The 23,007-nt window shown below is 63.3% G+C and carries 25 protein-coding genes and 1 pseudogene; 15 read left to right on the forward strand and 11 right to left on the reverse strand.

From position 1 onward, the window contains the following. The first annotated feature begins 138 nt into the window (after window positions 1–138). Together Q0687_RS15615 and Q0687_RS15620 are read left to right on the forward strand one after the other, a co-directional pair. On the forward strand, window positions 139–1,002 hold the full coding sequence (locus tag Q0687_RS15615) for a hypothetical protein (protein WP_298878185.1): 864 nt from the start codon (window positions 139–141) through the stop codon (window positions 1,000–1,002). Between the two features lie 2 nt (window positions 1,003–1,004). Beyond that, window positions 1,005–1,418 carry a hypothetical protein gene (locus Q0687_RS15620; RefSeq protein ID WP_298878188.1) on the forward strand — a complete coding sequence of 138 codons (414 nt, stop codon included), beginning with the start codon at window positions 1,005–1,007 and terminating at the stop codon, window positions 1,416–1,418. A gap of 161 nt (window positions 1,419–1,579) precedes the next feature. Here the strand turns inward: Q0687_RS15620 and Q0687_RS15625 are convergent, their stop codons facing one another. Together Q0687_RS15625 and Q0687_RS15630 are read right to left on the reverse strand one after the other, a co-directional pair. Beyond that, window positions 1,580–2,143 (reverse strand): HdeD family acid-resistance protein, encoded by a 564-nt coding sequence (locus Q0687_RS15625; protein ID WP_298878191.1) that lies wholly within the window; start codon window positions 2,141–2,143, stop codon window positions 1,580–1,582. Window positions 2,144–2,527: 384 nt separating this feature from the next. Then, a pseudogene (locus Q0687_RS15630) lies at window positions 2,528–3,070 on the reverse strand (glutaminase); the annotation flags it as partial. Window positions 3,071–3,613: 543 nt separating this feature from the next. Between Q0687_RS15630 and Q0687_RS15635 the strand changes: the two are divergent. After that, window positions 3,614–3,823, forward strand: coding sequence for a hypothetical protein (locus Q0687_RS15635; RefSeq protein WP_298878194.1), 210 nt, complete (start codon window positions 3,614–3,616; stop codon window positions 3,821–3,823). Window positions 3,824–3,841: 18 nt separating this feature from the next. On the opposite strand, the gene Q0687_RS15640 is transcribed toward Q0687_RS15635, so the two are convergent. After that, window positions 3,842–4,549 (reverse strand): GntR family transcriptional regulator, encoded by a 708-nt coding sequence (locus tag Q0687_RS15640; protein ID WP_298878196.1) that lies wholly within the window; start codon window positions 4,547–4,549, stop codon window positions 3,842–3,844. A 267-nt stretch (window positions 4,550–4,816) separates the two neighbouring features. Here Q0687_RS15640 and Q0687_RS15645 point away from each other — a divergent pair, with 267 nt between their 5' ends. The 7 genes from Q0687_RS15645 (at window position 4,817) to Q0687_RS15675 (ending at window position 10,776) form a co-directional block, all read left to right on the forward strand. After that, a complete protein-coding gene (locus Q0687_RS15645) occupies window positions 4,817–5,803 on the forward strand; it encodes an ABC transporter ATP-binding protein (RefSeq protein WP_298878198.1) in 987 nt (328 codons plus the stop codon). A gap of 43 nt (window positions 5,804–5,846) precedes the next feature. Beyond that, on the forward strand, window positions 5,847–7,136 hold the full coding sequence (locus Q0687_RS15650) for a PotD/PotF family extracellular solute-binding protein (RefSeq protein ID WP_298878201.1): 1,290 nt from the start codon (window positions 5,847–5,849) through the stop codon (window positions 7,134–7,136). Beyond that, entirely contained in the window at window positions 7,136–8,095 is a 960-nt protein-coding gene (locus tag Q0687_RS15655) for an ABC transporter permease (protein WP_298878492.1), read from the forward strand. Before Q0687_RS15650 ends, Q0687_RS15655 begins: the two co-directional genes overlap by 1 nt. A 3-nt stretch (window positions 8,096–8,098) precedes the next feature. Further along, entirely contained in the window at window positions 8,099–8,977 is an 879-nt protein-coding gene (locus tag Q0687_RS15660; RefSeq protein WP_298878203.1) for an ABC transporter permease, read from the forward strand. Between the two features lie 5 nt (window positions 8,978–8,982). Then, on the forward strand, window positions 8,983–9,714 hold the full coding sequence (locus Q0687_RS15665) for an aspartate/glutamate racemase family protein (RefSeq protein WP_298878206.1): 732 nt from the start codon (window positions 8,983–8,985) through the stop codon (window positions 9,712–9,714). A gap of 112 nt (window positions 9,715–9,826) precedes the next feature. Then, a complete protein-coding gene (locus Q0687_RS15670) occupies window positions 9,827–10,018 on the forward strand; it encodes a hypothetical protein (protein ID WP_298878208.1) in 192 nt (63 codons plus the stop codon). Between the two features lie 263 nt (window positions 10,019–10,281). Next, complete coding sequence (locus Q0687_RS15675; protein ID WP_298878209.1) at window positions 10,282–10,776, forward strand: hypothetical protein; 495 nt, start codon at window positions 10,282–10,284, stop codon at window positions 10,774–10,776. A 210-nt stretch (window positions 10,777–10,986) separates the two neighbouring features. On the opposite strand, the gene Q0687_RS15680 is transcribed toward Q0687_RS15675, so the two are convergent. Beyond that, the gene (locus Q0687_RS15680) at window positions 10,987–11,373 is read right to left on the reverse strand and encodes a hypothetical protein (RefSeq protein WP_298878212.1); all 387 of its coding nucleotides are present in this window, start codon (window positions 11,371–11,373) and stop codon (window positions 10,987–10,989) included. 104 nt (window positions 11,374–11,477) lie between these two features. Beyond that, a complete protein-coding gene (locus Q0687_RS15685) occupies window positions 11,478–11,783 on the reverse strand; it encodes a hypothetical protein (RefSeq protein ID WP_298878215.1) in 306 nt (101 codons plus the stop codon). A gap of 96 nt (window positions 11,784–11,879) precedes the next feature. Between Q0687_RS15685 and Q0687_RS15690 the strand changes: the two genes are divergently transcribed. Continuing rightward, entirely contained in the window at window positions 11,880–12,044 is a 165-nt protein-coding gene (locus Q0687_RS15690; protein ID WP_298878218.1) for a hypothetical protein, read from the forward strand. Between the two features lie 29 nt (window positions 12,045–12,073). Here Q0687_RS15690 and Q0687_RS15695 read toward each other — a convergent pair whose 3' ends face one another. The 3 genes from Q0687_RS15695 to Q0687_RS15705 form a co-directional block, all read right to left on the reverse strand. Further along, on the reverse strand, window positions 12,074–13,768 hold the full coding sequence (locus Q0687_RS15695) for a PAS-domain containing protein (RefSeq protein ID WP_298878221.1): 1,695 nt from the start codon (window positions 13,766–13,768) through the stop codon (window positions 12,074–12,076). Between the two features lie 113 nt (window positions 13,769–13,881). After that, window positions 13,882–14,412 (reverse strand): gamma carbonic anhydrase family protein, encoded by a 531-nt coding sequence (locus Q0687_RS15700; RefSeq protein ID WP_298878224.1) that lies wholly within the window; start codon window positions 14,410–14,412, stop codon window positions 13,882–13,884. Window positions 14,413–14,495: 83 nt separating this feature from the next. After that, the gene (locus tag Q0687_RS15705) at window positions 14,496–14,825 is read right to left on the reverse strand and encodes a hypothetical protein (protein WP_298878227.1); all 330 of its coding nucleotides are present in this window, start codon (window positions 14,823–14,825) and stop codon (window positions 14,496–14,498) included. 227 nt (window positions 14,826–15,052) lie between these two features. On the opposite strand from Q0687_RS15705, the gene Q0687_RS15710 reads away from it, so the two are divergent. Continuing rightward, the gene (locus Q0687_RS15710) at window positions 15,053–15,772 is read left to right on the forward strand and encodes a hypothetical protein (RefSeq protein WP_298878230.1); all 720 of its coding nucleotides are present in this window, start codon (window positions 15,053–15,055) and stop codon (window positions 15,770–15,772) included. A gap of 265 nt (window positions 15,773–16,037) precedes the next feature. Here the strand turns inward: Q0687_RS15710 and Q0687_RS15715 are convergent, their stop codons facing one another. Together Q0687_RS15715 and Q0687_RS15720 are read right to left on the reverse strand one after the other, a co-directional pair. Further along, the gene (locus Q0687_RS15715; RefSeq protein ID WP_298878494.1) at window positions 16,038–16,631 is read right to left on the reverse strand and encodes an NAD(P)-binding domain-containing protein; all 594 of its coding nucleotides are present in this window, start codon (window positions 16,629–16,631) and stop codon (window positions 16,038–16,040) included. A gap of 42 nt (window positions 16,632–16,673) precedes the next feature. Continuing rightward, window positions 16,674–17,408 (reverse strand): SDR family oxidoreductase, encoded by a 735-nt coding sequence (locus Q0687_RS15720; RefSeq protein WP_298878232.1) that lies wholly within the window; start codon window positions 17,406–17,408, stop codon window positions 16,674–16,676. Window positions 17,409–17,686: 278 nt separating this feature from the next. On the opposite strand from Q0687_RS15720, the gene Q0687_RS15725 reads away from it, so the two are divergent. The 3 genes from Q0687_RS15725 (at window position 17,687) to Q0687_RS15735 (ending at window position 22,387) form a co-directional block, all read left to right on the forward strand. Further along, window positions 17,687–18,583, forward strand: a complete 897-nt coding sequence (locus Q0687_RS15725; RefSeq protein ID WP_298878234.1) for a LysR family transcriptional regulator — start codon at window positions 17,687–17,689, stop codon at window positions 18,581–18,583. A 128-nt stretch (window positions 18,584–18,711) separates the two neighbouring features. Beyond that, window positions 18,712–20,544 carry a caspase family protein gene (locus Q0687_RS15730; RefSeq protein WP_298878237.1) on the forward strand — a complete coding sequence of 611 codons (1,833 nt, stop codon included), beginning with the start codon at window positions 18,712–18,714 and terminating at the stop codon, window positions 20,542–20,544. A 13-nt stretch (window positions 20,545–20,557) separates the two neighbouring features. Then, a complete protein-coding gene (locus Q0687_RS15735; RefSeq protein ID WP_298878240.1) occupies window positions 20,558–22,387 on the forward strand; it encodes a caspase family protein in 1,830 nt (609 codons plus the stop codon). 296 nt (window positions 22,388–22,683) lie between these two features. On the opposite strand, the gene Q0687_RS15740 is transcribed toward Q0687_RS15735, so the two are convergent. After that, window positions 22,684–22,902 (reverse strand): DUF3126 family protein, encoded by a 219-nt coding sequence (locus Q0687_RS15740; RefSeq protein WP_007602550.1) that lies wholly within the window; start codon window positions 22,900–22,902, stop codon window positions 22,684–22,686. Between the last annotated feature and the right edge of the window lie 105 nt (window positions 22,903–23,007).

A 23,007-nucleotide genomic window follows, 5' to 3' on the forward strand; every position in this document is an offset into this window, starting at 1 on the left:
CCTACGAGCGCTGCCAGCGAGAACAAGTCGAATAGGTCACATAACCAGGGTCCGTTTCACGTTTTTTTTTGCAGTCCCGTGACGGCGCCTGCCGCAGTGTTTTGAGTCTCGAGGTGCGACAGCGCGGGAAGCCGATTTTTGGAAGCGCTGCAGCATCCGGGCACGATCGTCAGAGGGCACCGCGTCCGCGACGCCGTGGGTAGCGATATCACCAGGCGTTTTTCCGCTCAGGCACTCGGAAAATTCATTGAGGAGGACTCCATGCAATTCAATTCACGCTTTGATTTGGCCGGCAGCCTTGTCGTTCTTGGTTTGCTTGCTGGCGTCGGCCCGGCGTCAGCCGATTTCGATGGTCCCAGGCTGAAAGGATCCTACGGCTTCACGGGATCAGCCGAATGCCTGGTCGCGCCCGGTCATGTCGGCGACCCGAACGGATCACCGCTTCCCAACCCAACGCCCGGCATTGCGCTGCCGAATGCGGGATTCCAGGCCAATCTGCGCCCGAATGACGCCGTGCCGGGTTCCTCGACCGATGCCTTCGCCACCTCGTTCGCGGTGGAAGGCATCCGCAAGTTCAACGGTAACGGTACCGGCACCGTGAAAGGCACGGTCGTCGGCGTCACCATACGTCCCACCCCCGGCCCCGGCGGCTTCCCACACTTCCCGCCCGCCGCCGGCTCCGCCGATTTCAGCTTCTCCTTCACCTACACCGTCAACGAGGACGGGACCTGGACCAGCACCATGGTGCCGGGCAGCTACACCGAGACGCACCTGACCGGGCCGCGGACCGGCCAGACCTCGACGGTCGACGCGATCCCGCCAATCACGGGCATGATCTCGGAGGACGGCAAAACGCTGACGGCAGCGCATGTGACGACAGCCGTGGAAACACACACCTACTCCAACGGCGATGTCGAGCCGCGGATCTGCCATCGCTCGCGAATCTACATCAAGCTCAAGCACGACGATGACGATGACGATCGAGGCAACGGCAATCACTAGTCGTGGCTGATCGCCCTTCCCCCCCGCGCGACCGCCATGCCGTTCTGGCGGTCGCTATAAGTCTCGCCTGCGGCCTGATCGCCCCGGCGAAAGCCGACATTCGCGTCGACGGCGACCCACGAGCCTTGCAACTGCAGGCGAGCGGCGACAGCCTTGCCGCTGTGCTGGCGCGTTTCGATCAGCTGTTCGCGGTGAAGGTCCGTTCGGCGGTGCCGCTCATGAGCGAGGTCAGCGGCAGCTATTCCGGCACGCTGTCGCAAGTCATGGCGCGGCTGCTCGACGGCTACAATTATGTGATCAAGGTGGATCGCGACGTCACCGAGATCCTGGTGCTCGGCCGCGGTGGCGATGTCGCCATCGTGCCAAAAGCAAGGCCTGCTTCTACAACAAAGACAGTGACAGCCCGCTGGCGCTAACGCAACTCCCGCCGGGAGGCGCACGCGCCTCTCGGAATCGCAGTCCCACCCCGCGCAACGTGGCAGGATATTTCTTGTAGATCTTGCCGTTCTTCATGATCAGCACATCGCCGGCCCGCCCACACAATCCGGACACATTCAATCTCCGCGCTGGGGTGCCGCTATGCAGCCGCCGCGACAGGTCGCCAGGCGAAGATCAGCCAGCCGATACCGTGGGAGAGCAGATCAATGCCGAGCAGCATGCCCAGCACCCAGAGCCCCGTCATCGGAAAGCCCGTGAGGATGATGAGACCGGCGAGCACGCCGAACAGGCCTGACGCCAGCATGATCCCGCCGCCCTGCTGCCAGCGGCCGATGCCGATCAGCATGCGGACTATTCCGGAGACCAGGAGCGCGAGGCCAAGCACATAGGTGAGCAGCAGCGCGCCGGTCAGCGGCTGGCTGACGAGGATGATGCCGAAGGCAATGTAGAGAATGCCGAGCACCAGCTGCCAGACAAAGCCGCCCCAGCCCTTGGTCCAGAAGGCGTGAAAGATCTCGAAGGCGCCCGCGGCGATCGCCATCCAGCCGATGAACAGCGCGCTGACCACGGTGAAGAAGGCCACGTCGCCCAGCACCATCAGTCCCGTGAACACCATGAAGAGACCCAGCAGCACGCAGACCCAGCGAGGCGGTTGCGGAAGGTTGGTCGCCCCGATCGGCGCACTATGATCGTAAGTCGTCATGACATGCTCCCTCGGTTAATGCCAACGCCAGCCGCAATGACGGCGGCCACGATGCCACCAGCACACCCAGCGCCGACGCCGCCGATGCCATGACGGCGGTCGCGCCGGCGGCCGATGGGGCGGACGATGAGGCGGGCGATGCGCCGGAGGCTGCGGGCGGCTCGATTGGGCAGTCCATTGCGCATAGGCGCGACCCGCCTCTTCACGCTCGAGCGGCGCTGGACGATTGGTTGGCGTCGCGTCAGTCAAGGCTACGGCGTCCTTCGGCAACAGGCTCACGCCTGCCCCCGTGAGGATCACGCCTCCGAACACGATACGAAGCGCACCGCGGCGGTCCGTCTCACTCATGGCATACTCCTTCCAGGTCCCCGCCCCCCTTCGAACTCACGTTTTTGCAGCGGCCTCGTCGCTCGGAATCTCGCCCGGAAGATAGTTCGGCAGCCGGCCCGCCGGAATGATCGCGATCAGCGCAAGACCCGCCATAATCAACAGCCCGATCTTCAGCGCGCGCAGCCGCGCCTCGGCGAGACGCGGACGGCTTCCGCGACTCTCCAGTAGCCGCGCGATGCTGCGATTGCGGAAATTGGTCTGTGACGCTGACGCATAGACCTCTTCATTGAGCGGCAGCGCGCGACCGGCAAACCGCGACAGACCATCATGAATGAAGGTCCATCGTGCTTCGGCCGTCGCGCCCGGCGCGAGGCTGGTTGTCGCAATCGCGCCAGCATTGACCATTGGATTGGTGCGACCGCCACCCTGCTCGATCGCGGCTAGCGAATTGAATGGAAGCCCGGTCGCGTTGGCGCCGAGCTTCGCACGCGCCTCCTCCGGCCCGATCGTCTCGCAGACCAGCGCAAACAGGAACGGCTTTGACACGCTCATGATAGAAAATTCGAAGTCGACGTCTCCGGCGCCGTAGATGCGGCCATTGGTGCCGACGACTCAGACGCCGAACAACTCGCTCGGCACCCGGGCAAGCGCCGGATAGACCTGCGAGTTCCCACCATCCCGATTTGATATGAAGCGGCGTTGCGCCTCGTTCACCAGCGACTGCACTGTGTCCGGGTCCGGCAGGTGGCCGGTCGAGACATAGCTCCGCTCCCGCTCTTCAAGGGCCGAACGCGACGCGATTGCACCAACTCCGCAGAGCGGATTCGACTATTGCCGAAGCAGCTCCATAACTCGATGCGCGAACGAGAGTTGATGCCTGTTATCAGACTGAGTCAATTTACAACCATAGAGCGATTTTGCATTACAGCCATACGAGTCCCACGGAGATGCACTTCCGGAACTATTCATGGGAAATAGCGGCATATCAGTAAGCGAGGCTGCCTCGCTTGCATCGAACTCTAATCAAAAGTCGAGTAACACGAAATTTCAATCATCAACGCAAGATTGCAACTTGCACTGACAGGCGTACGATCGCGAGTCTGCGCAGCAAAAACCGCGCAGCAAGTGGTGAGGCGTGACATGGTGGCACAAGCAAGTGACGGACCCCTGTTGCTCGTCAAGAAACTCGGCGGGCTCTTGGCAATCATCTTTGGATGCTTGCTGACCGCGGTCGGCGTGACCTTTGAATCCAGCGGAACGACTTTCGTCGGTGTCCTGCTGCTGGTCATAGGCGCTGTTCTGCTGGTGTTGAAGATCGTCAGGCGCAACGAAGGATCTTCGTTGCCATAGCCGATCAATGCGGCTCGCCTACACGCCGAGCACGTCGGCAAGCCGCAACTCGTCCGCGGCGGGATCCTTGAGAAACAGCTCGGCCTCGATTTCGTTCAGATGCGACAGCATCTGCGTGCGCGCAGCCTGCTTGTCGCGCTTGCGGATCGCGGTGACGATCTCGGCATGATGATCGGTGCCGCAGGCGGGCGTGTCGTGACGGCGATAGAGCAGGATGATCAGCGATGAGCGCGCGATCAGTTCCTTGAGGAAGCCGAGATAGATGCTGTGGCCGCTCATCTCGGCGATGAGCCGGTGAAAGTCGCCGGAGAGCCGGACCGAGGCGCGCGCGTCGCCGCGCAGCTCGGCTTCGCGCTCCTCAGTGAGGTGCTGCTGAAGGCGCTCGATCCATGCGGGCGAGACAGCCTCACAGGCATGATCGACGATGGTCGGCTCGATCAGGCGGCGCGCCTCGAACACCTCGCGGGCATCCGCAGGCGTCGGACGCGCAACGAAGGCGCCGCGGTTCTTCTCGATGTTGACGATGCCCTCATGCGCGAGCTGTTGCAGCGCGGTGCGGACCAGGGTGCGGCTCGCGCCATAGATCTCGCCGATCTCATCCTCCCCGAGCTTGGTGCCCGGCAAAAGTCGATGCTCGAGGATCGCCGCGGTCACGCCCTCCCTGATCCGGCTGACGCGATCGCTCACATCTGGCGCATCGGATTTCGGGCGGGGTTTGGCGGCCATCAGTTCGAAGTTTTGGTTTGAGGGCTCGATCAACGACGTTCGGTCCCGATGGTAATCGACGAGGTGTATCCAATCACAGGCGAAACTTTATACAATCTTCGCCCAATTTGTGTGCATGTCCGCACGCACGCTATGGGCGGCACAATCGCACCGGATTCGATCTAACGATCTGACTCCGCTGCACAGTTTTCGAATTGGGCAATTTTGGCGCTGTTGGCACGGACCTTGCGGAGAGAGGCGGAGCACCGCCCTCCTCTCGGACACGCCATGGCCACTCCTGCCGCTCTCGAACTGGTTGCCGTCACCAAGCGCTATGACGCGACGCTGGCGGTCGACAATGTCAATCTGAAGATCCCGGCCGGCACCTATTGCTGCCTGCTCGGCCCGTCCGGCTGCGGCAAAACCTCGACCTTGCGCATGATCGCGGGTCACGAGGCAGTCAGCGAGGGCGACATCATCCTCGGCCCGCAGAACGTCACGGACCTCGAGCCCGCCAAGCGCGGCACGGCCATGATGTTCCAGTCCTACGCGCTGTTTCCGCACCTCACCGTGCTCGACAATGTTGCGTTTGCCCTGAAAATGCGCGGCATCGACCGCGCCACCAGGCACAAGCGCGCCGGCGAGCTTCTGGAACTGGTGGCGATGAGCCCCTATGCCAGCCGCCTCCCAGCCCAGCTCTCCGGCGGCCAGCAGCAGCGCGTGGCGCTCGCCCGCGCGCTGATCACCGAGCCGCAGATCCTTCTGCTCGACGAGCCGCTGTCCGCGCTCGATCCGTTCCTGCGGGTCAGGATGCGGGGCGAGCTCAAGCGGCTGCAGCGCGAGCTCGGCATCAGCTTCATCCAGGTCACCCACGGCCAGGAAGAGGCGATGGCGCTTGCCGACCACATCGTGGTGATGAACCAGGGCAAGATCGAGCAGCAGGGCACGGCCCGCGACATCTTCCACCATCCCCGCACCGAATTCGTGGCTCGCTTCATCGGGGGGCACAACGTCCTCAACGACGCCGGCAGCCTCATCGCCGTGCGCGCCGATCAGCTCGGCATCAAGCCGGTCACTGACGGCGCGTTCGGCGCGCCAGCGCTGCTGACCCAGACCGAGTACCAGGGCTCCTATGTTGCCGTCTCGCTCACGCTCGACGACGGCACTGCCCTGTTCTCACACGTTCCCGAAGCCGCGTTCGACGTCCACCCGTTCCGGCCGGGCGATCGCGTGCTGGCCACCTGGGATCCCACCAAGGCGCAACGTCTGCAATAGCGCCGTCATTTTAGAAAATGCGCAACACAGAGGAGTGACTGGAATGACCGACACGACCAAAAAGACCGGCGTCAGCCGCCGCACGTTACTGAAGGGCACCGCGGGTCTCGCGGGCCTCGCCGCCGGCTCCGGCGCCATCACCGGCTTTCCCTACGTGATGTCGGCCGAGCCGAAGGTGCTGCGCTATCTCGGCACCGCCGTGAACGAGGGCGACGACATCTCCAAGCAGTGCCTGAAGGACACCGGCATCAAGATCGAATACATCACCGCGACCACCGACGACGTCACCAAGCGCGTGATGACCCAGCCGAACTCGTTCGACGTGCTGGACACCGAATATTTCTCGCTGAAGAAGCTGGTGCCGTCGGGCAACATCCTTGCCCTCGACGCCAAGAAGATCAAGGAATTCGACAACATCACCCCCGTCTTCACCAAGGGCGAAACGCCCGGCGGCAAGAAGATCGGCGGTCAGGGCACCGCGCCCTGGAAGGTGCTGTATCTCGAAGGCAAGGACTCCAAGACGTTTTCCAAGACGGCGACCGAGTTCGTCACGCTGATCCCGACCGTCTACAACGCCGACACGCTCGGCATCCGTCCCGACCTGATCAAGCGCCCGATCAGCTCGTGGTCGGAACTGCTCAACCCCGAGTTCAAGGGCAAGGCCTCGATCCTCAACATCCCCTCGATCGGCATCATGGATGCCGCGATGGTCGTGGAAGCCACCGGCAAGTACAAATATGCCGACAAGGGCAACATGACCAAGGAAGAGATCGATCTCACCATGAAGGTGATGACCGAGGCGAAGAAGGCCGGCCAGTTCCGCGCGTTCTGGAAGGACTTCAACGAGAGCGTCAACCTGATGGCCTCGGGCGAAACCGTCATTCAATCGATGTGGTCGCCGGCGGTGACGAAAGTGCGCTCGATGGGCATCGCCTGCACCTTCCAACCGCTGAAGGAAGGCTATCGCTCCTGGGCGTCCGGCTTCTGCGTCTCCAAGGGTGTGTCGGGTGCGAAGCTCGACTGGGCCTATGAGTTCGTCAACTGGTTCCTGTCCGGCTATGCCGGCGCCTATCTCAACCGCCAGGGCTACTACTCGGCCGTGCTCTCGACCGCGAAAGCGAACATGGAGCCCTACGAGTGGGCCTACTGGATGGAAGGCAAGCCGGCCGAAAAGGACATCAAGGCGCCCGACGGTTCGCTGCTGGAGAAGGCAGGCGCGGTGCGTGACGGCGGCTCCTACGAGGATCGCATGGGCGGCGTCGCCTGCTGGAACGCGGTGATGGACGAAAACGACTACATGGTCCGCAAGTGGAACGAGTTCATCGCCGCGTGATGGATACGTCGGAAGACATCCTGCAACAGGGATCCCCGGACCTGGTCCGGGGATCCGAGACGAGGCGCGCGGCGAAATCCGCGCGCCTGTCGCCGTCCTTCATCTCCTGGCTCCAGGCCGGGCCGATGATGCTGGTGTTTCTCGCCTTCTTCCTGATCCCGCTGGTCTTCGTCGTCATCGTCTCGTTCTGGGATTACAACGAATATCAATTGCTGCCGGCCTTCTCGGGCCGCGGCTACACCGACACGTTCGAAGGCTGCATCGCGCAGCTCCCCGATCTCTGCACGATCGCAAAGACCTATCTGAAGACGCTGAAGCTCTGCTTCCTGGTCTGGGCCATCACGCTCTTCATCGGTTTCTGGGTCGCCTATTTCCTTGCCTTCCACGTCAAGTCGAAGACCTGGCAGATGGGGCTGTCGCTGCTCTGCACGATCCCGTTCTGGACCTCCAACGTCATTCGCATGATCGCCTGGATTCCGCTGCTCGGGCGCAATGGCCTCGTAAACTCCGGGCTGATGAAAACGGGCCTCATCAACCAGCCGGTCGAATGGCTGTTGTTCTCCGAATTCTCCGTCGTGCTGGCCCTGGTCCACCTCTTCACCTTCTTCATGGTGGTGCCAATCTTCAATTCGATGATCCGCATCGACAAATCGCTGATCGAGGCGGCCTATGATGCCGGCGCCTCCGGCTTGCAGACGCTGGTCAACGTCATCATCCCGCTGGCCAAGCCTGGGATCGTGATCGGCTCGATCTTCGTCATCACCATCGTGATGGGCGACTTCATCACCATCGGCGTGATGGGCGGCCAGCAGATCGCGGCGGCTGGCAAGATCATCGAGACCCGGGTGAACGCGCTGCAATTCCCGGCTGCGGCCGCCAATGCCGTGATCCTGCTCGTCATCACCTTCCTGATCATCACCATGATGTCGCGCATCGTCGACATCAAGAAGGAGCTGTAGGCGATGAAGGAAGGACGCCCGCGCTCATTCTATGTGCTCGCGATTTTCTTCGCGGCCTATGTGCTGTTTCTCTACGGCCCGATGATCGCGATCTACGTGCTGTCGTTCCAGGGGCCGCAGGGCGGCCTCACCTTCCCGATGAACGGCGTGTCGACCTACTGGCTGGCAAAACTGTTCCAGGGCACCGGCATCATCGATCTCGGTGCATCCTTCCGCCGCTCGCTGTTGCTTGGCATCATCGTGATGGCCGTCACCGTCGTGCTGTCGGTCGCCGCCGGCATGGCCTTCCGCAGGAAGTTCAAGGCGCAGAGCATTCTGTTCTACTCGGCGATCGCAAGCCTGATCGTCCCCTCGATCATCACCTCGCTCGGCATCTCGCTGGAATTCCGCATCATCGACGATTTGATCAAGGCGCATTGGAACGAAAACTTCGAGACCTCGATGGGATTGCTCACCTCCGGTCTGGGTGCGCATCTGACCTGGACGCTGCCGTTCGGCCTGCTGATCATGTTTGCGATCTTCAACCGCTTCGATCCCAGGCTCGAGGAAGCGGCGCGCGATCTCGGCGCGACACCGTGGCAAACGTTCCGCTACGTCGTGCTGCCGATCATCCTTCCATCCGTGATCGGTATCGGCCTGTTCGGCTTCACGCTGTCCTGGGACGAGCTCGCGCGCTCCAGTCAGGCGATCGGGGCGGTCAATACATTGCCGCTCGACCTTCAGGGCCTCACCACGACGGTGACGAACCCCGATATCTATGCGCTCGGCACCATCATCTCCGCGGTGTCCTTCGCGGTGATCACGCTTGCGCTGGGCACCATCCACATGCTCAACAAGCGCCAGGCGGCGAAGGGCTCGGACGCCGGCAAAGGCCTGGTCTGATCGCGATGCGACTGCACGTCGTCAATCCCAACACCACTGTTACGATGACGGCGAAGATCGCCGCAGCGGCGCGCGCGATTGCGCTGCCCGAGACCGTGATCGACGCGCGGCAGCCCGCGATGGGGCCGGTCTCGATCGAAGGGTTTTACGACGAGGCTTTCGCCGTTCCGGGCATGCTCGGCTGCATCCGCGAGGCCGACCGCGACGGCGCGAACGCGCACATCATCGCCTGCTTCGACGACACCGGCCTCGATGCCGCGCGTGCCGTTGCAAAAGCCCCTGTCATCGGCATCGGCGAAGCCGGCTTCCACGTCGCGAGCCTGGTCGCGGCACGCTTTGCCGTGGTGACGACGCTTGGTGTCTCTATCGTGCCGATTGAACACAATTTGCGGAAATACGGCCTTTCGGAGCGTTGCGCCCGTGTGCGGGCCGCCGAGGTCCCCGTGCTGGCACTCGAGGAACGCAACGCCGAGGCGCTCGGCAAGATCTCCGCGGAAATCACGGCCGCGATCCGCGACGACCGCGCCGAGGCGATCGTGCTCGGCTGCGCCGGCATGGCGGATCTTGCGGCAGAGCTCGCCGCCACCCATGGCCTGCCCGTGGTTGATGGCGTTGCTGCCGCGGTGACGCTGGCCGAAGGACTGGTCCGGCTCGAGCTCTCAACATCCCGGCTCGGCCCCTACGCGGCGCCCCGCGCGAAGACCTATTCGGGCCCGTTTTCGCCGTTTCAGCCCTGAGCTTCCGCTTGCGTGCTGAGAGCGATCAACTTTTGTGTTTCGGTCACGAGCGACGCCCAGTTCTGCCGGATGCCGTGCTAAGACCCGCACCAGTAGTTCTACGGGGCTTTGCATGAGAAAGAACGATGTCACCTGTTCAGCGTGCGGAGCCGGCTTTCGGCGGCTCGAGCTTGCCACGCCAGCGGCCAATTCGGGCGAGTATCGCTGTCCGGCTTGCGACGAGGTCGTGGAGACCTTCGACGGCACTGCGTTTATCGCCTATCGCATGACGATCCAGCCTTCGTTGAAGGCTGCCCGTCCTTAAGGGCTGTCGAAGTTCCGCTGGACCTTTGCGGTTCGGCTGGTCCGATCCCCATTCACACCGAATTCGGTTTGGGCGGGCTTGTTTTTGCCGAACGCGAGGGGCCTTCGCGTTGGGTCATCAGCGCTTTTTCCCCAAGCGGCCACCTTTTCGTCCCAATTGTTGCTGAACAGTAACACTTTCGGGACGCCCCGGCCGCCTTGCTTCTCGTTCTTGTGCTGCCGCTCTTCGCCACTCACCAAGTTTCAATTTGGGTCTTGTCAGCGATGATCGATCTCGCAGAGGACACTCCGTCCAACCCCCTCCTTCGTCTTGGCGCCCAGCCGATCGCGTTGACGGCTGCGGCACTGCTGCTCCTGATCGCCGGCGTCACCTCGATCGCGATCTGGCGCGCCTATACCGGCGCTGCGCCTGAGACCGACCGCGTGGTCGCCTCGCGGCAGCTTCAGGTGCGCGCGGCGCAGGCCTCCGAGCAACTGGTCGAGAAGACCAAGGGACTGGAGGCGACCCAGCAGGAATCGATCGACCAGCTCCAGGTCGTGCAGGACCAGCTTCAGAGCATGAAGAAGCTGCTCGCCTCGCAGCAGGCCGATACCAAACGCCTATCGGATCAGGTCGCCGGTCTGAACGAATCCATCGACAGCTTGCGGCAATCCTTTGCCAGCGTCCGGTCCACGGAGGCCGACACTCCCGCGGTTACCTCAAGGAAACCCTCGCGCCACCGCGTCCACGCCAGCGCGCGCAAACGCACACGCGGCTGATCCGTTCCGCCTCGTCGGCATTATTTTCGGAACTTGTGAACTGGATCACATTCGTCCGTATGATTCCGCGCCATGGTGGGCTCTACCGGATGGCGTGAGCCGATTTCAATATCCGGGGCTGGCAAGGTCGTTGACGGTATACTGCGTCAACGGCCTTGTTTTTTAATGCTGCGGTATTCCGATGCCTTAGCTGGGCACCACCCTCAACCTCTACTCACAGACCTGAACGCGGCGGACGCGCCAGCCCCATTGCGTCATTACGCGCTGCCGCACGAGGTAGCACTGCGCGCCGTAGCCGCCATCATCGTAATCGGCGCCGTAAGAATAGGGGTCGCCGTAGGCGGGATAACCGTAACCATAAGCTCCGTAATAGCCGGCGCCCGCAATGCCGGCGCCGATCGCGACACCCGGCCAAAAGCCGCCACCGTGCCAGCCATGACCCCATCCGCCGTGGCCCCAGCCGCCACCGCCCCAATGGCCACCACCACCACCCCAATGGCCACCGCCGCCCCAATGGCCGCCCGCCTGCGCCGCCTGGGGCGCTGCGAGACCAACCGCCACGACGGCCAGTGCGGCCACGATCATCTTGCGCAACATCAACTCACCCTCCGCGTGGAAACGCTCCACACTCCAAAACAGGAACCAAGCTAATGTCATCGGATCATCGATGATAGGCGGGCCGGCTCACTTCCGCGCGAGCATCAGCAGCCGCGGCAGATGCTCTTCATCTTCTTGTCGAGCAGGCGGTTCTCGGCGCTCACTGTGGCATCGGCGTCGGGGTTCGTGCCCGAGGCTGCCCCGGTGGTGACACCGGGCGCCGTGTTCGCGCCGGAGGATTGCGCCGTGCCCAGGCTGTTGGTGCCGGGCGGCGGCGCGGGCGTATTGGCGACGCCGGTCGATCCGGTCGCGCCACCGGTGGTCTGAGCGAGCGACACAGCCGGCATTGCGGCGAGGCCGATGATGACGATCAACATCTTGAGCGAAGCGCTTGCGGACGGTTGGGTCATTGGAAAGATCTCCCTGCCCAATCAACGGTAGCTGCAATGACAGGTTCCGGAACAAATCCCGTCGCATCAGCTTGAAACAGGAAAGGCAAAACCATCATGACGGATCGCGATCCCTTTGCAGAGGGCGAACGCGCAGCACGCGAAAACATTCCCGCCGAGGCCAATCCTTACTCGAACGGCAGCGACGAGCATGCGCTTTGGGCCGCCGGGCACGAGAAGGTCGCCGGCGCAAGCGAGGCGCGGGAATCCGAGGGAAGCTGACGCCCCCTCCGGGCTGCCGAACACCGTCGCTACGCGGCCGCACCCATCTCCTTGCCGAGATCCTCGACCATGGTCACGAAGATATGCGACTCCTCTCCGGCTCCGCCGATCTGGAGGCGCCGCCACGATACAAGGCGTCGACCGCGGACGGGATTGTTGATCGTATCGGTGATGGGCTCGAGTTGCTGCCGCTGGGCTAGCAGCTGCTTGTCGCGCTGTTCAATCAGATCGGCGGTTTCCTTGGAAAACAGTTCGCGCGCTGTCTTGCCGACGATTTCGCCGCGCGACATGCCGATCTGCTTTTCGGCGGCCTTGTTGATGAACAAATAGCGCATGCTGCGCGCGTCCTTGGCGATGATGCCCTCAGTCACGTTCTCGATGATGGTGGCGAGGAAACGCTCCATCCGCTCGAGAATGCGCTCCCGCTGCCGCTGCTCGGTGACGTCCTCCTGCACCGATACCCAGCCGCCACCGTCCATCGGCCTTTCGTAGATCTTGATGATGCGGCCGTCGTTCAACGTGATCTCGTAGGCCGTTGGCTCGCGCTTGGCGATCCGATCGCGCACGGCGCCGACATATTTTGCGACGTCGCCGCTGAACAAGCCGCTCTTGACCCGGTGCTGGAGAATCTCCTCGAGTGTCGAGCCGGCCTGGATCGTCTCGGGCAGATTGTAGATCCGTCGATAATTGGCGTTCATGGCGACCACGGCTGCCTTGCCATCCAGCATGATCAGGCCCTGCGGCATGCTGTTGATCGCGGCCGAGAGCTGCCACTTCTTGGCCTGGTACTTGTCGTTGAAATTGTCGCGCTCGGTCATCGCCGCGTCGCGGGCCTGCGCGGTGCCGAGCTCGAGCTCCTCGAGCTCGAAGATGCGCGCAACGGCGTCGCGGAAGTGCTGCACGGCGCGTGCAAGATGTCCGATCTCGTCGTGGCGACCGAGATGCGGCACCTCGCTCTTGACGTCTCCGTCCGCGATCCGGTCGGTCGCCCGCGTGATCTCGGTCAGCGCCCCGACCACCGAGTTCCGCATCACCACGACATTCAGGCCGCCGAGATAGAGCGCGGCGAGCCCGAGCATGAACAGGTAGGCTGCGGCGTAGCGGTTCTCGTCGGCGAGTTGGTCCGCCTGGCGGGCGCGTTCCGCATAGATGCGTTCGAGCGCCTCGACATCGCTGTTGAGCTTGCTGCGCAGGCTCCGGTTGGCATCATTGTCGCCCAGCTCGCGCGCCGCTGCGGGACTGATCTCGAGCCCGCGCCGCACCACCTCCTGCCGAAACTCGATGAACTGCGCGATGCGCTGTCGGAAGGTGGAGAACAGTTCGGCGTCGTCGTCACCGACGGTGCGCTCCATGCTCTTCACCGCGTCCGCGAGCTCGTGGTTACGTCGTATCAGCTCGTCGGCAAACTGCTTCGCCGCGTGGCGGTCACTGGACATGTAGATGCCGCGTGATTCCATCACGATCGCGTAGATCAGCGCATTGATGCGCCCGGCGCTGATCGCAGCCTCTGCGGAGGTCGCATACATGTGACGATAGGTCGTCTGCAACCGGACGGTCTGGACCGACATCACGAGCAGCAAGGTCGTCACAATCGCGAGAAAGCCGGCGATGCTGTAGACCTTCTCCGCGACGCTCAGCGTGTCGGCCCCGCGTGCGAAGCGGACAAATTTCTTTAAAAGTCGGATACCGGCGTCGAGGCCGGATCGCGATGCCGCAGCGTCCATAGCGCCGCTCTCCCTGGTTGAAAGAGCGTCACGATAGGCCTGTCTGCGCTAGCGGAGGATTAAAATACCTACTGGTATTTTTACGGCGTGAGCAAATGGAACCGGGGCGCGGATCAGCCGATCCGCTTCAGGCCCTTCGTGAAGCGCGGGCCGTTGGCGACATAGAACCTGGCGGCGCTTCCCATCTTCTGCACCTGGGCATCGTCCAGCGTGCGGATGACGCGCGCGGGCGAACCGATGATGAGCGAGCGTTGCGGAAACTCCTTGCCCTCGGTGATGACGGAGCCGGCACCGACGATGCTGTTGCGGCCGATCTTCGCGCCGTTCATGACGATCGAGCCCATGCCGATCAGCGCGCCTTCCTCAATGGTGCAGCCGTGCAGGATGACGTTGTGGCCGACGGTGCAGCTCTTGCCGATGACGAGCGGAAAGCCGAGATCGGTGTGGCAGGTCGAGCCGTCCTGCACGTTGGCGCCCTCGCCGATCTCGATCCACTCATTGTCGCCGCGCAGCACCGCGCCGAACCAGACGCTGGCGCCCGGCTTCAGGCGCACCTTGCCGATCACGGTTGCGGTTTCCGCGATGAAGTAATTGCCGTCCGAAGGAAGGTCGGGCGCCTGCCCGTCGAGCTCGTAGATCGCCATGGAGGTCTCCTGTCACGTCAACCAAGCCATAGCGAAACGACGGCGCGGAGGCAAAGGGCCGCCGCGAAGAGCCTATCGAAGCGTCAGCCGAGCACGCCGGTCGCGCGCAGCGTCATCAGGAAGAAGGTGCCGCTCATCATGCTCCAGAAGCCGGCGATGACGGTCGCCACCATCACGAACTCGAAGCGGCGGCTTTCGAGCCGCATGCCGCGCAGCGTATTGCGCATGATGATGAAGGGCGCCGCGAACACCAGGAACGGCACGGCTGCAAACGTCTTCGGCGCCACGCCTTCCTGCAGCAGTCCGAAACCGGCTTGGCGCTGCGACAGCGCCTGGTACCCATTCGCGAGCGCGCCCGCGAGCGCAAAACCGATGCAGATCGAGAAGAAGGTGTTGAGAGCTTCAGGTGTCATCGGAACAGTCCGCCCATACGCAACGCGAGGAGCCTTCCCTGTGACAAATAGTGCCGGTTAACGCTACATTATCCTTAAGCGAAGGTTAACGGGGCCGCCCGGCCCGGACAGGGCCCCCGTCGTTCACTGCAGGGCCGGAACCTTCCGCGAAATCGCCGCCACGTGGCATATTCGCCGGTGATTCGTCGGCCACCGGCCGACCGGCCACGGACCCATTGCGCGACGTCATGACAGTGTTTTCGGCCACCTCCCCTCGCTCTGCCAGGACGAACGCAAGGGCGCGTGCGCGGAGCCATCTCGTCCCGGTCGCGCTGACCTGCGTGTTCGTGGCGAGTGCGATCGCGCTGGTTGCCTATCTGTTGTGGCCGACCTGGAGCACGGGCGGCACTGACACGCCGGACAAGCTGCCCGTGAGCGTCGGCGGCACGCTGTTCAACCTGCCGATCTCCGCGATCCGGATGAAGATCCAGCGGCACTCCGGCCCGCAGGAGCGCATCGATCTCGACTTCCTCTATCCCTCGCTGGACGCGCCCAGCGGGCCGACGCACGTGACCGCCGACACCGTGGACACGGCGATGCAGCCGATCGACCGAATCTTCCTCTCGATCGCGGCGCATCACGATGCGCTCTCGCCGGAACAGCGAACGACGACGATCTATCCGCGCTATCTCGAGCCGTCAGCGACGGCGCCGGACGACGGATTGACGATGCGCCCGTTCCGCAGCGACACGCCCTATGGCAGCGAGGATCTGTATTCAGCAAGCACCCCCGCGCTCAGCGCGCGCTGCACGCGCGATGCGTCGACGCCCGGCATGTGCCTGTCCGAACGCCGCGTCGGCGGCGCCGACCTCACCTTCCGCTTTCCGCGCAGCTGGTTGTCGCAATGGCGGGACATTGCGGAGGCGATGGACAAGCTGACGGCGCAGCTGCGCGGGCCGCACAGCTGAACCCGGCCGCGACGCAAAAGTCGAAAACAACCCCATGCACAGTAGCGAGGCGGCCGCCGCGGCTTCGTATTTTCGATAATTCGCCATTTTCGAAATAAAGCTTGTTCCGTCGGGCAAAACAGGAGCATGATGGCATCATGGCGCGACCCCGCGTTGATGCGGCCACCGACAGGCCTCGGGCGATCCCTGGGCCTGTCGGCGTCGCGGCCATCAAGCCCTTTTTTGTCACTCGGCCTGCGATATCGATCACACGGCCGTCGATCGATTACTGCTCCTTCTTGAACAGGTCCTGGAAGATAAGCTGGCCCCAAATGCGGCCGCGTGCGTGTACCAGCGCGCCACCCTCGTTGAGCCGTCCCAGCTTGACGGGTGCGAACCCCAATTGTTTGGCGAGGGTCGCTACGGGAGCGACCGCGTCCTCGTCATCGCTGGACAGAAAGACGACCCGGTGCCCACCCTCGACGATCGGATCGGCAGCAAGCCTCGCTGCAGCGAGGTGATTGAAACCCTTCACGAGCTTGGCGCCGGTGAATGCCTTGGCGACGACGGCGGAGGACGGGAAATCGTCCGGGGCTTCTCCCAACGCGTTGGTCGCGTCGATAACCGTCTTGCCCTTCCAGTTCGGCAGGGCCTTCGCAACCTCGCGATGCTCCCCGAACGGAACCGCAAGGATGATCGTGTCAGCCTCAAGTGCATCCCGCAGCGACATGGCGACGACTTTGGGTCCAATCGCGCGAGCCTGTGGCGCCAACGCTTCAGCGGGCCGACGGCTCGCAACGGTCACGTCGACGTTCTTACGGGCGAAAGCATGGGCGAGGGCCTGACCCACTTTGCCGAATCCTACAATCGCATAGCTCATCATGACTACTCCAGTCTGTGTTGATATTGATCGCTCGTGCCTTCAAACAGCCGAGAAACCGCCGTCGACAGACAGCTCGACGCCGTTCACGAAGCTCGAATCGTCTGACGCAAGAAACAGCGCGGCCGCCGCAATCTCCTCAGGAAGGCCCATCTTTCCCCGCGGGATCAGGGATTCGAACATCCGCTTCGCCTCCGCGGTGAGAACTTGGTCCTGCATCGGTGTGGCGATCGGCCCCGGGCTCAGCACGTTCACCCGGATATTCCGGCCCTTCAGTTCGTTGAGCCAGGTGCGTGCGAATGAGCGCAACGCCGCCTTGCTCGCCGCGTACACGCCGTAGCCGGGAAAACCTTTCACCGAGGCAACCGATCCGGTCATGAAGATCGATCCGCCATCGCGGAACAGCGGCAGCGCCTTCTGCACCGTAAACAACGTGCCGCGCGTATTCAGGCCGAAGGTCACATCGAAATGCTGCTCGGAGATCTCGCCCAACGCGACGGCTTCGCCGATGCCTGCGCTCGCGTACAGGACGTCGATCTTGCCTTTGACCCGTTTGACCGTGTCGAACAGTCGGTCGAGGTCGTCGAGATTGGCTGTGTCGCCACGCACGCCCGTCACGTTTCGGCCAATCAGCTTGACGGCCTCGTCGAGCGCCTCCTGTCTCCGGCCCGTGATGAAGACATAGGCGCCTTCTTCAACGAACCGCCTGGCGCTCGCCAGCGCCATACCGCTCGATCCACCCGTGACGACTGCAACCTTACCCTCAAGCTTTCTCATGACTTCTCCATTCGTCGGGACAGCCTCTGTCCCCGAGGACCTCGACCTAGGCCTGCCGGCGTCAGGCGTTGAGTGCAGAAGTGCGCACATCGGTTGTGCGAAATCGATCCGGCTGGATGACTACGACAGCCGTGGCGACCGGCATCCGCCGTTCGCGATTGGGCCGCGCTTGCCGGCATGGGCTATGATCACCGCCCGTGCTACCCAGCATTCGAGAGGGTGTTCGACGTGTCGGACACGAGCTTTGGAAGCGGCACCGCGCGGTGCCGGATTGCACCATGATCGACTGGGACGACGTTCGCTACTTTCTTGCCGTCGCGCGCGGAGGCTCGGTGCGGGCCGCCGCCGAGCGCCTCGGCGTGAACCACTCCACCGTGCTGCGACGCATCGCCCAGCTCGACGAACGCCTCGGTGTGCACATGTTCGAAAAGCTGCCTTCGGGCTACCGCCTGACGGCTGCGGGCGAGGAGGTCCTCGAGTTCGCGGACCAGATGGAAGCGTCGTCGCACCTACTGGAGACGCGCGTCCTGGGGCGCGACCAGAGCGTGCGCGGGCGCCTGCGGGTGACGCTGGCGCCTCCCCTCGTGACACACCTGCTCATGCCTGATTTCGCCGACTTCGCGCGTCTGCATCAGGATATCGAGATGGAAATCCTGTCGTTCGGAGAGCTCGCAAATCTGACCAACCGAGAGGCCGACGTCGCGATCCGTGTCGTCTACGATCGCAGAACCCTGCCGCTCAATCTTCACGGCCTGAAGGGGCCGGAGGTTTTCGGCGGCGTCTACATGGCCAGGGATCGACTGGCCGCATGGCGTGCGGGCGCGCCTGATCCCATCAGGTGGATCGTCATCAGCAGTCACGGAATTCCGGATTGGGCAAGCGAGGGTGAGGTTCGCACCACCGGGGTTCCATTCAGGACCACGGACGCCGAAGCGCAGGTCGCTGCAGCAAGGCAAGGGATCGGAATGACAACACTGCCGTGCTTCGTCGGCGATGCCGACCCCCTCCTGGTGAGGGTGCCGGGCACTGACCTGCACATGTACGGAACGCTCTGGCTTCTCACGCAGGGGGAGACACGCAAGACGAAACGCGTGCGGCTGTTCACGGAGTTCGTATCCCGCAGGCTCGCCGCGTACGCTCCGCTTGTCGCGGGGCTGTCCGTATCGCGCGACTGACGCGCGGCGTCATGGCACCCGATGGCCTTGAATGACCCGGCTGTAGCCAATGTGACTGATGTCACAGACCTCGAATTGCATTTGGCCATTCTGCGGATAATCTGACGTTCTTGCATTCGGGGGCTGGAATGCGGCTTCGGCTGCTTGGTTTGTTGATTGTTACGACCTGGTTTTCGATTTGGCTTGGAACCGGCTCGGCACTGGCCGAGAAGCGGGTCGCGCTCGTCATCGGCAATTCGGCCTACAAGAACGTCGGGAGGCTGGCGAACCCCACGAACGATGCCACTCTGGTCGGCGGCATGTTCAAGAAGGCGGGTTTCGACAATGTGGATGTCAGGCTCGACCTCAACGCCGCCGACATGCGCAGGTCGCTGCGCGAGTTCGCAGGCCGGACTCGCGATGCCGAGGTTGCGGTGATCTACTACGCCGGGCACGGCATCGAGCTGGACGGAACGAACTACCTGATCCCCACTGACGCCGCTCTGGAGACCGACGGCGACGTGCTCGACGAGACCGTCGCGCTGGACCGCGCCCTCTTTGCCATCGAACCCGCCAAGCAGCTCCGGCTCGTCATCCTGGATGCTTGCCGCGACAACCCGTTCGCCAAGACGATGAAGCGCACGGTGGCCGCCCGGGCCATCGGCCGCGGCCTCGCCAAGGTCGAGCCGACCAGCCCGAACACCATGATTGCCTTCGCGGCCAAGGCGGGCTCGACGGCGTCGGATGGCGATACGAAGAACAGTCCGTTTGCCACCGCTTTGGTCGAACGCCTGCCGACGCCGGGGCTCGACCTGGGCAAGGCCTTTCGATTCGTGCGCGACGACGTCCTCAAGGCCACCGGCTCCAGGCAGGAGCCGTATGTGTACGGCTCCCTCGGAGGCGATGACGTTTCGCTGGTACCGGCAAAGCCTGTGGTGACGGCGCCGCAAGGCCCGCAAGCCAACCCCCAGGACAGCATCCGCAGGGACTATGAGCTTGCACTGCAGACCGGAAACCGCGACGCCTGGGAAGCTTTCCTCCAGGCTTATCCCGATGGCTTCTATGCGGGCCTCGCCCGCGCGCAGCTGAAGAACGTCGCAGCCGAGGAGGCGCGCGCCGCTGCGGCGGCGAAGGCCCGCCAGGCCGAAGACGAAAAGGCACGTCTCGCAACCGAGCGCGCGAACAAGGCCGAGCAGGAGAAGGCGGCGGCCGCCGCCAAGGCCGCCGAGAATGCCCGCCTTGCCGCCGAAAAGGCCAAACAGGTCGAGGAGGCCAAGGCGCTCGTGGCCGAGCAGCGCCGCAAGGACGCGGAGGCCTCCGTGGCCAAGGCACAGGCCGACAAGCAAGCTGCCGAGACGGCGCTCGCCGAAAGGCTGGCCAGCGAAAAGGCCGCTGCCGAAAAACAGCAAGCTGCCGACAGCACACAGAAAGTCGCGGCCGTTGCGCCGACTGTGTCGCAGCCTACCCTCTCCCTCGCAGAAACGACAAAGCTGGTTCAGTCCGAGTTGCGCCGCGTCGGCTGTCTGGCGGCATCGGCCGACGGCGACTGGAATGCATCATCACAACGCTCGCTGACCCTGTTCAACAAATACGCAGGGACGAAATTCGACGCCAAGCTCGCGAACATCGAGGTGCTCGACGCCATCAAGGCCAAGCCGGGCCGCGTCTGCCCGCTGGTGTGCGATCACGGCTTCAAGGCCGATGGCGATGCTTGCGTGAAGATCGCCTGCCGCGCAGGTTATCGCGTCAATGACGACAACGAGTGCGAGAAGGTGCAGGACAAGAGGCCCGTTGCGACCCGCGAGGACGCCAAGAAGCGAGACGACGAGAGGAAGAAGGTTGAAGCCGCACCGTCGAAGCAGCAGTCGGCAGGCCAGGTCTATTGCGACACTCGGAGTTGCCGTCCAGTGCGACAAGGATGCCGTTTGCAGCTGCCGAAGGCTGGTTTCACTCAGGGACATATGACCGAGGTCTGCGATTGAGGGTTGGCCGCATATGCTGAGAGTCCTGATTGCCCTTCTTCTTACAAGTTTCACCTGCGGCACGGCCCTGGCCGAGAAGCGTGTCGCTCTGGTGATCGGCAACTCTGCCTACAAGAATGTGGCGCGGCTGACGAACCCCGCGAACGATGCCGCGCTGGTCGGCGACATGTTCAAGAAGGCGGGTTTTGACTCGGTCGACGTCAGGCTCGACCTGAACGTCGCCGCGATGCGCAAGGCGCTGCGCGATTTCGGCGGCAAGGCGCGCGAAGCCGACGTCGCGGTCATCTATTATGCCGGTCACGGGATTGAGTTCGACGGCACCAACTATCTGATCCCGACCGACGCGACACTCGAGACCGACAGCGACGTGCTCGACGAGACAATTGCGCTGGATCGGGCCCTGTTCGCCGTCGAGCCAGCCAAGCAGCTTCGCCTCGTCATCCTTGACGCTTGCCGCGACAATCCGTTCGCCAAGACCATGAAGCGGACCATTGCCTCGCGTGGCATCGGCCGTGGGCTCGCCAAGGTCGAGCCGGCCAGCCCGAACACGATGATCGCGTTCGCCGCCAAGGCGGGATCGACGGCATCGGATGGCGACTCCGGGAATAGTCCCTTTGCCACCGCTGTGGTCGAGCGCCTGCCAACCCCGGGGCTCGACCTCGGCAAGGCCTTTCGATTCGTCCGTGACGACGTGCTCAAGACCACCGGCTACACGCAGGAGCCGTATGTGTACGGCTCGCTTGGAGGCGATGATGTGGCGCTCGTCCCCGCCAAGCCGACCGTCGCCGGGCCGCAAGCGAGCCCGGAGAGCGAAATCCGGCGCGACTATGAACTGGCGCTCCAGATTGGGACCCGGGACGTGTGGTCCTCCTTCATCAACCGCTACCCGAGCGGCTTCTATAGCGACCTTGCCAAGGGCCAATTGAGCAAGATTGCCGCCGAGGAAACTCGCGATGCGGCTGCGGAAAAGGCCAGGCAGGCCGAGGATGAGAAGGTCCGATTGGCGACCGAGCGCGCCAAGAAAGTCGAACAAGAGAAGGCCGCAGCGGCGGCAAAGGCTGCCGAAGACGCCCGGATCGCGGCCGAGAAAGCCAGGCAGATTGAGGAAACGAAGGCTGCGGCTGCCGAGCAGCGCAGGAAGGATGCAGAGGCCGCCGTCGCCCAGGCGCAAGCCGAGAAGCAGGCTGCCGAGAAGGCGCTCGCCGACAGGATCGCCAGCGAAAAGGCAGCATCCGAGCTAGCCGCAAAGCAGGCGCCCGAGAAGGCTCAGGGCGACGGTGAGCAGAAGGTCGCAGCAGTGGCCCCAACTCAGTCGCCGCCCAGTCTCTCGCCGCAGGAGACTGCCAAATTGGTGCAGTCAGAACTCCGTCGTGTCGGATGCCTCGCGAGCGATGCGGACGGCGACTGGAATGCGGCCTCACAGCGTTCGCTGGCACTGTTCAATAAACATGCCGGCACGAGGTTCGACGCCAAGCTGGCAAGCTTCGAGGCGCTCGATGCGATCAAGGCCAAGTCGGGCCGTGTCTGCCCGCTGGTGTGCGATCACGGCTTCAAGGCCGATGGCGACGCTTGCGTGAAGATCGCTTGCCGCGCCGGCTACCGCGTCAATGACGACAACGAATGCGAAAAGGTGCAGGACAAGAAGCCGGTTGCGACCCGCGAGGATGCAAAGAAGAAAGACACGGAGCGGACGCAGATCGAAGCTGCGCCGGCAAAGCCGCGTGCGTCTTCTGGTCAAATCCTTTGCAACACGACCGGCTGTCGGCCGGTAAAGCCCGGCTGTCGCATTGTCAGCGGGAAGAATTCCATGGACTCAGGGAAACAATACGAAGTGTGCAATTGAGGCGCGGCTGAAAGGCCCTCAGTGCCTGACGTCACGGCGGAGCTGCGGGTTCTTGCAAAGAAACAAAGCGACGAGGCCGCGGACGCCCGGGCCTCAGGCATATCATCCGTCATTGCGAGCCAATATGGAGAGAGCGCGCCTTGATGTCCGATACATGCCCCGGAGGCAGCGCAGCGTCTCTTCGACGGTGCGCTGCAGAGCCGGGGCCCATGTTGCAGCGATACGCCGTGGGGCTTCTGGGTCCCGGCTCTGCACAGCAACGCTAAAAGCGCTGCAGTGCGTCCGGGACACGAGACCTATTCCTGATCGACCAGATCGTCCTCGAGGATCGCCATCTGGAACTGGAAGGAGCGATCATCATCCTCGTCATCGACGAACAGCACGCCGATGAACTCCTCGCCGATATAAACCTCGGCGGAATCGTCCTTCTTCGGCCGCGGCACGACGCGGATCTTGGGATTGCCGAATACGCGCTTCAGATACGCGTCCAGCTTTCTGACTTCTTTGACGTCCACGGCAAGTCTCCGATCAAAATTGGCAGGCCGCGTTTTAGGACGAGATGCGGCGAACCGCCAGCATGAATTGCCAAAGAATTTGGGGACGGAAAGGGCCGGACGATC

The organism is uncultured Bradyrhizobium sp. (assembly GCF_936928535.1).
Taxonomy (GTDB): Bacteria; Pseudomonadota; Alphaproteobacteria; order Rhizobiales; family Xanthobacteraceae; genus Bradyrhizobium.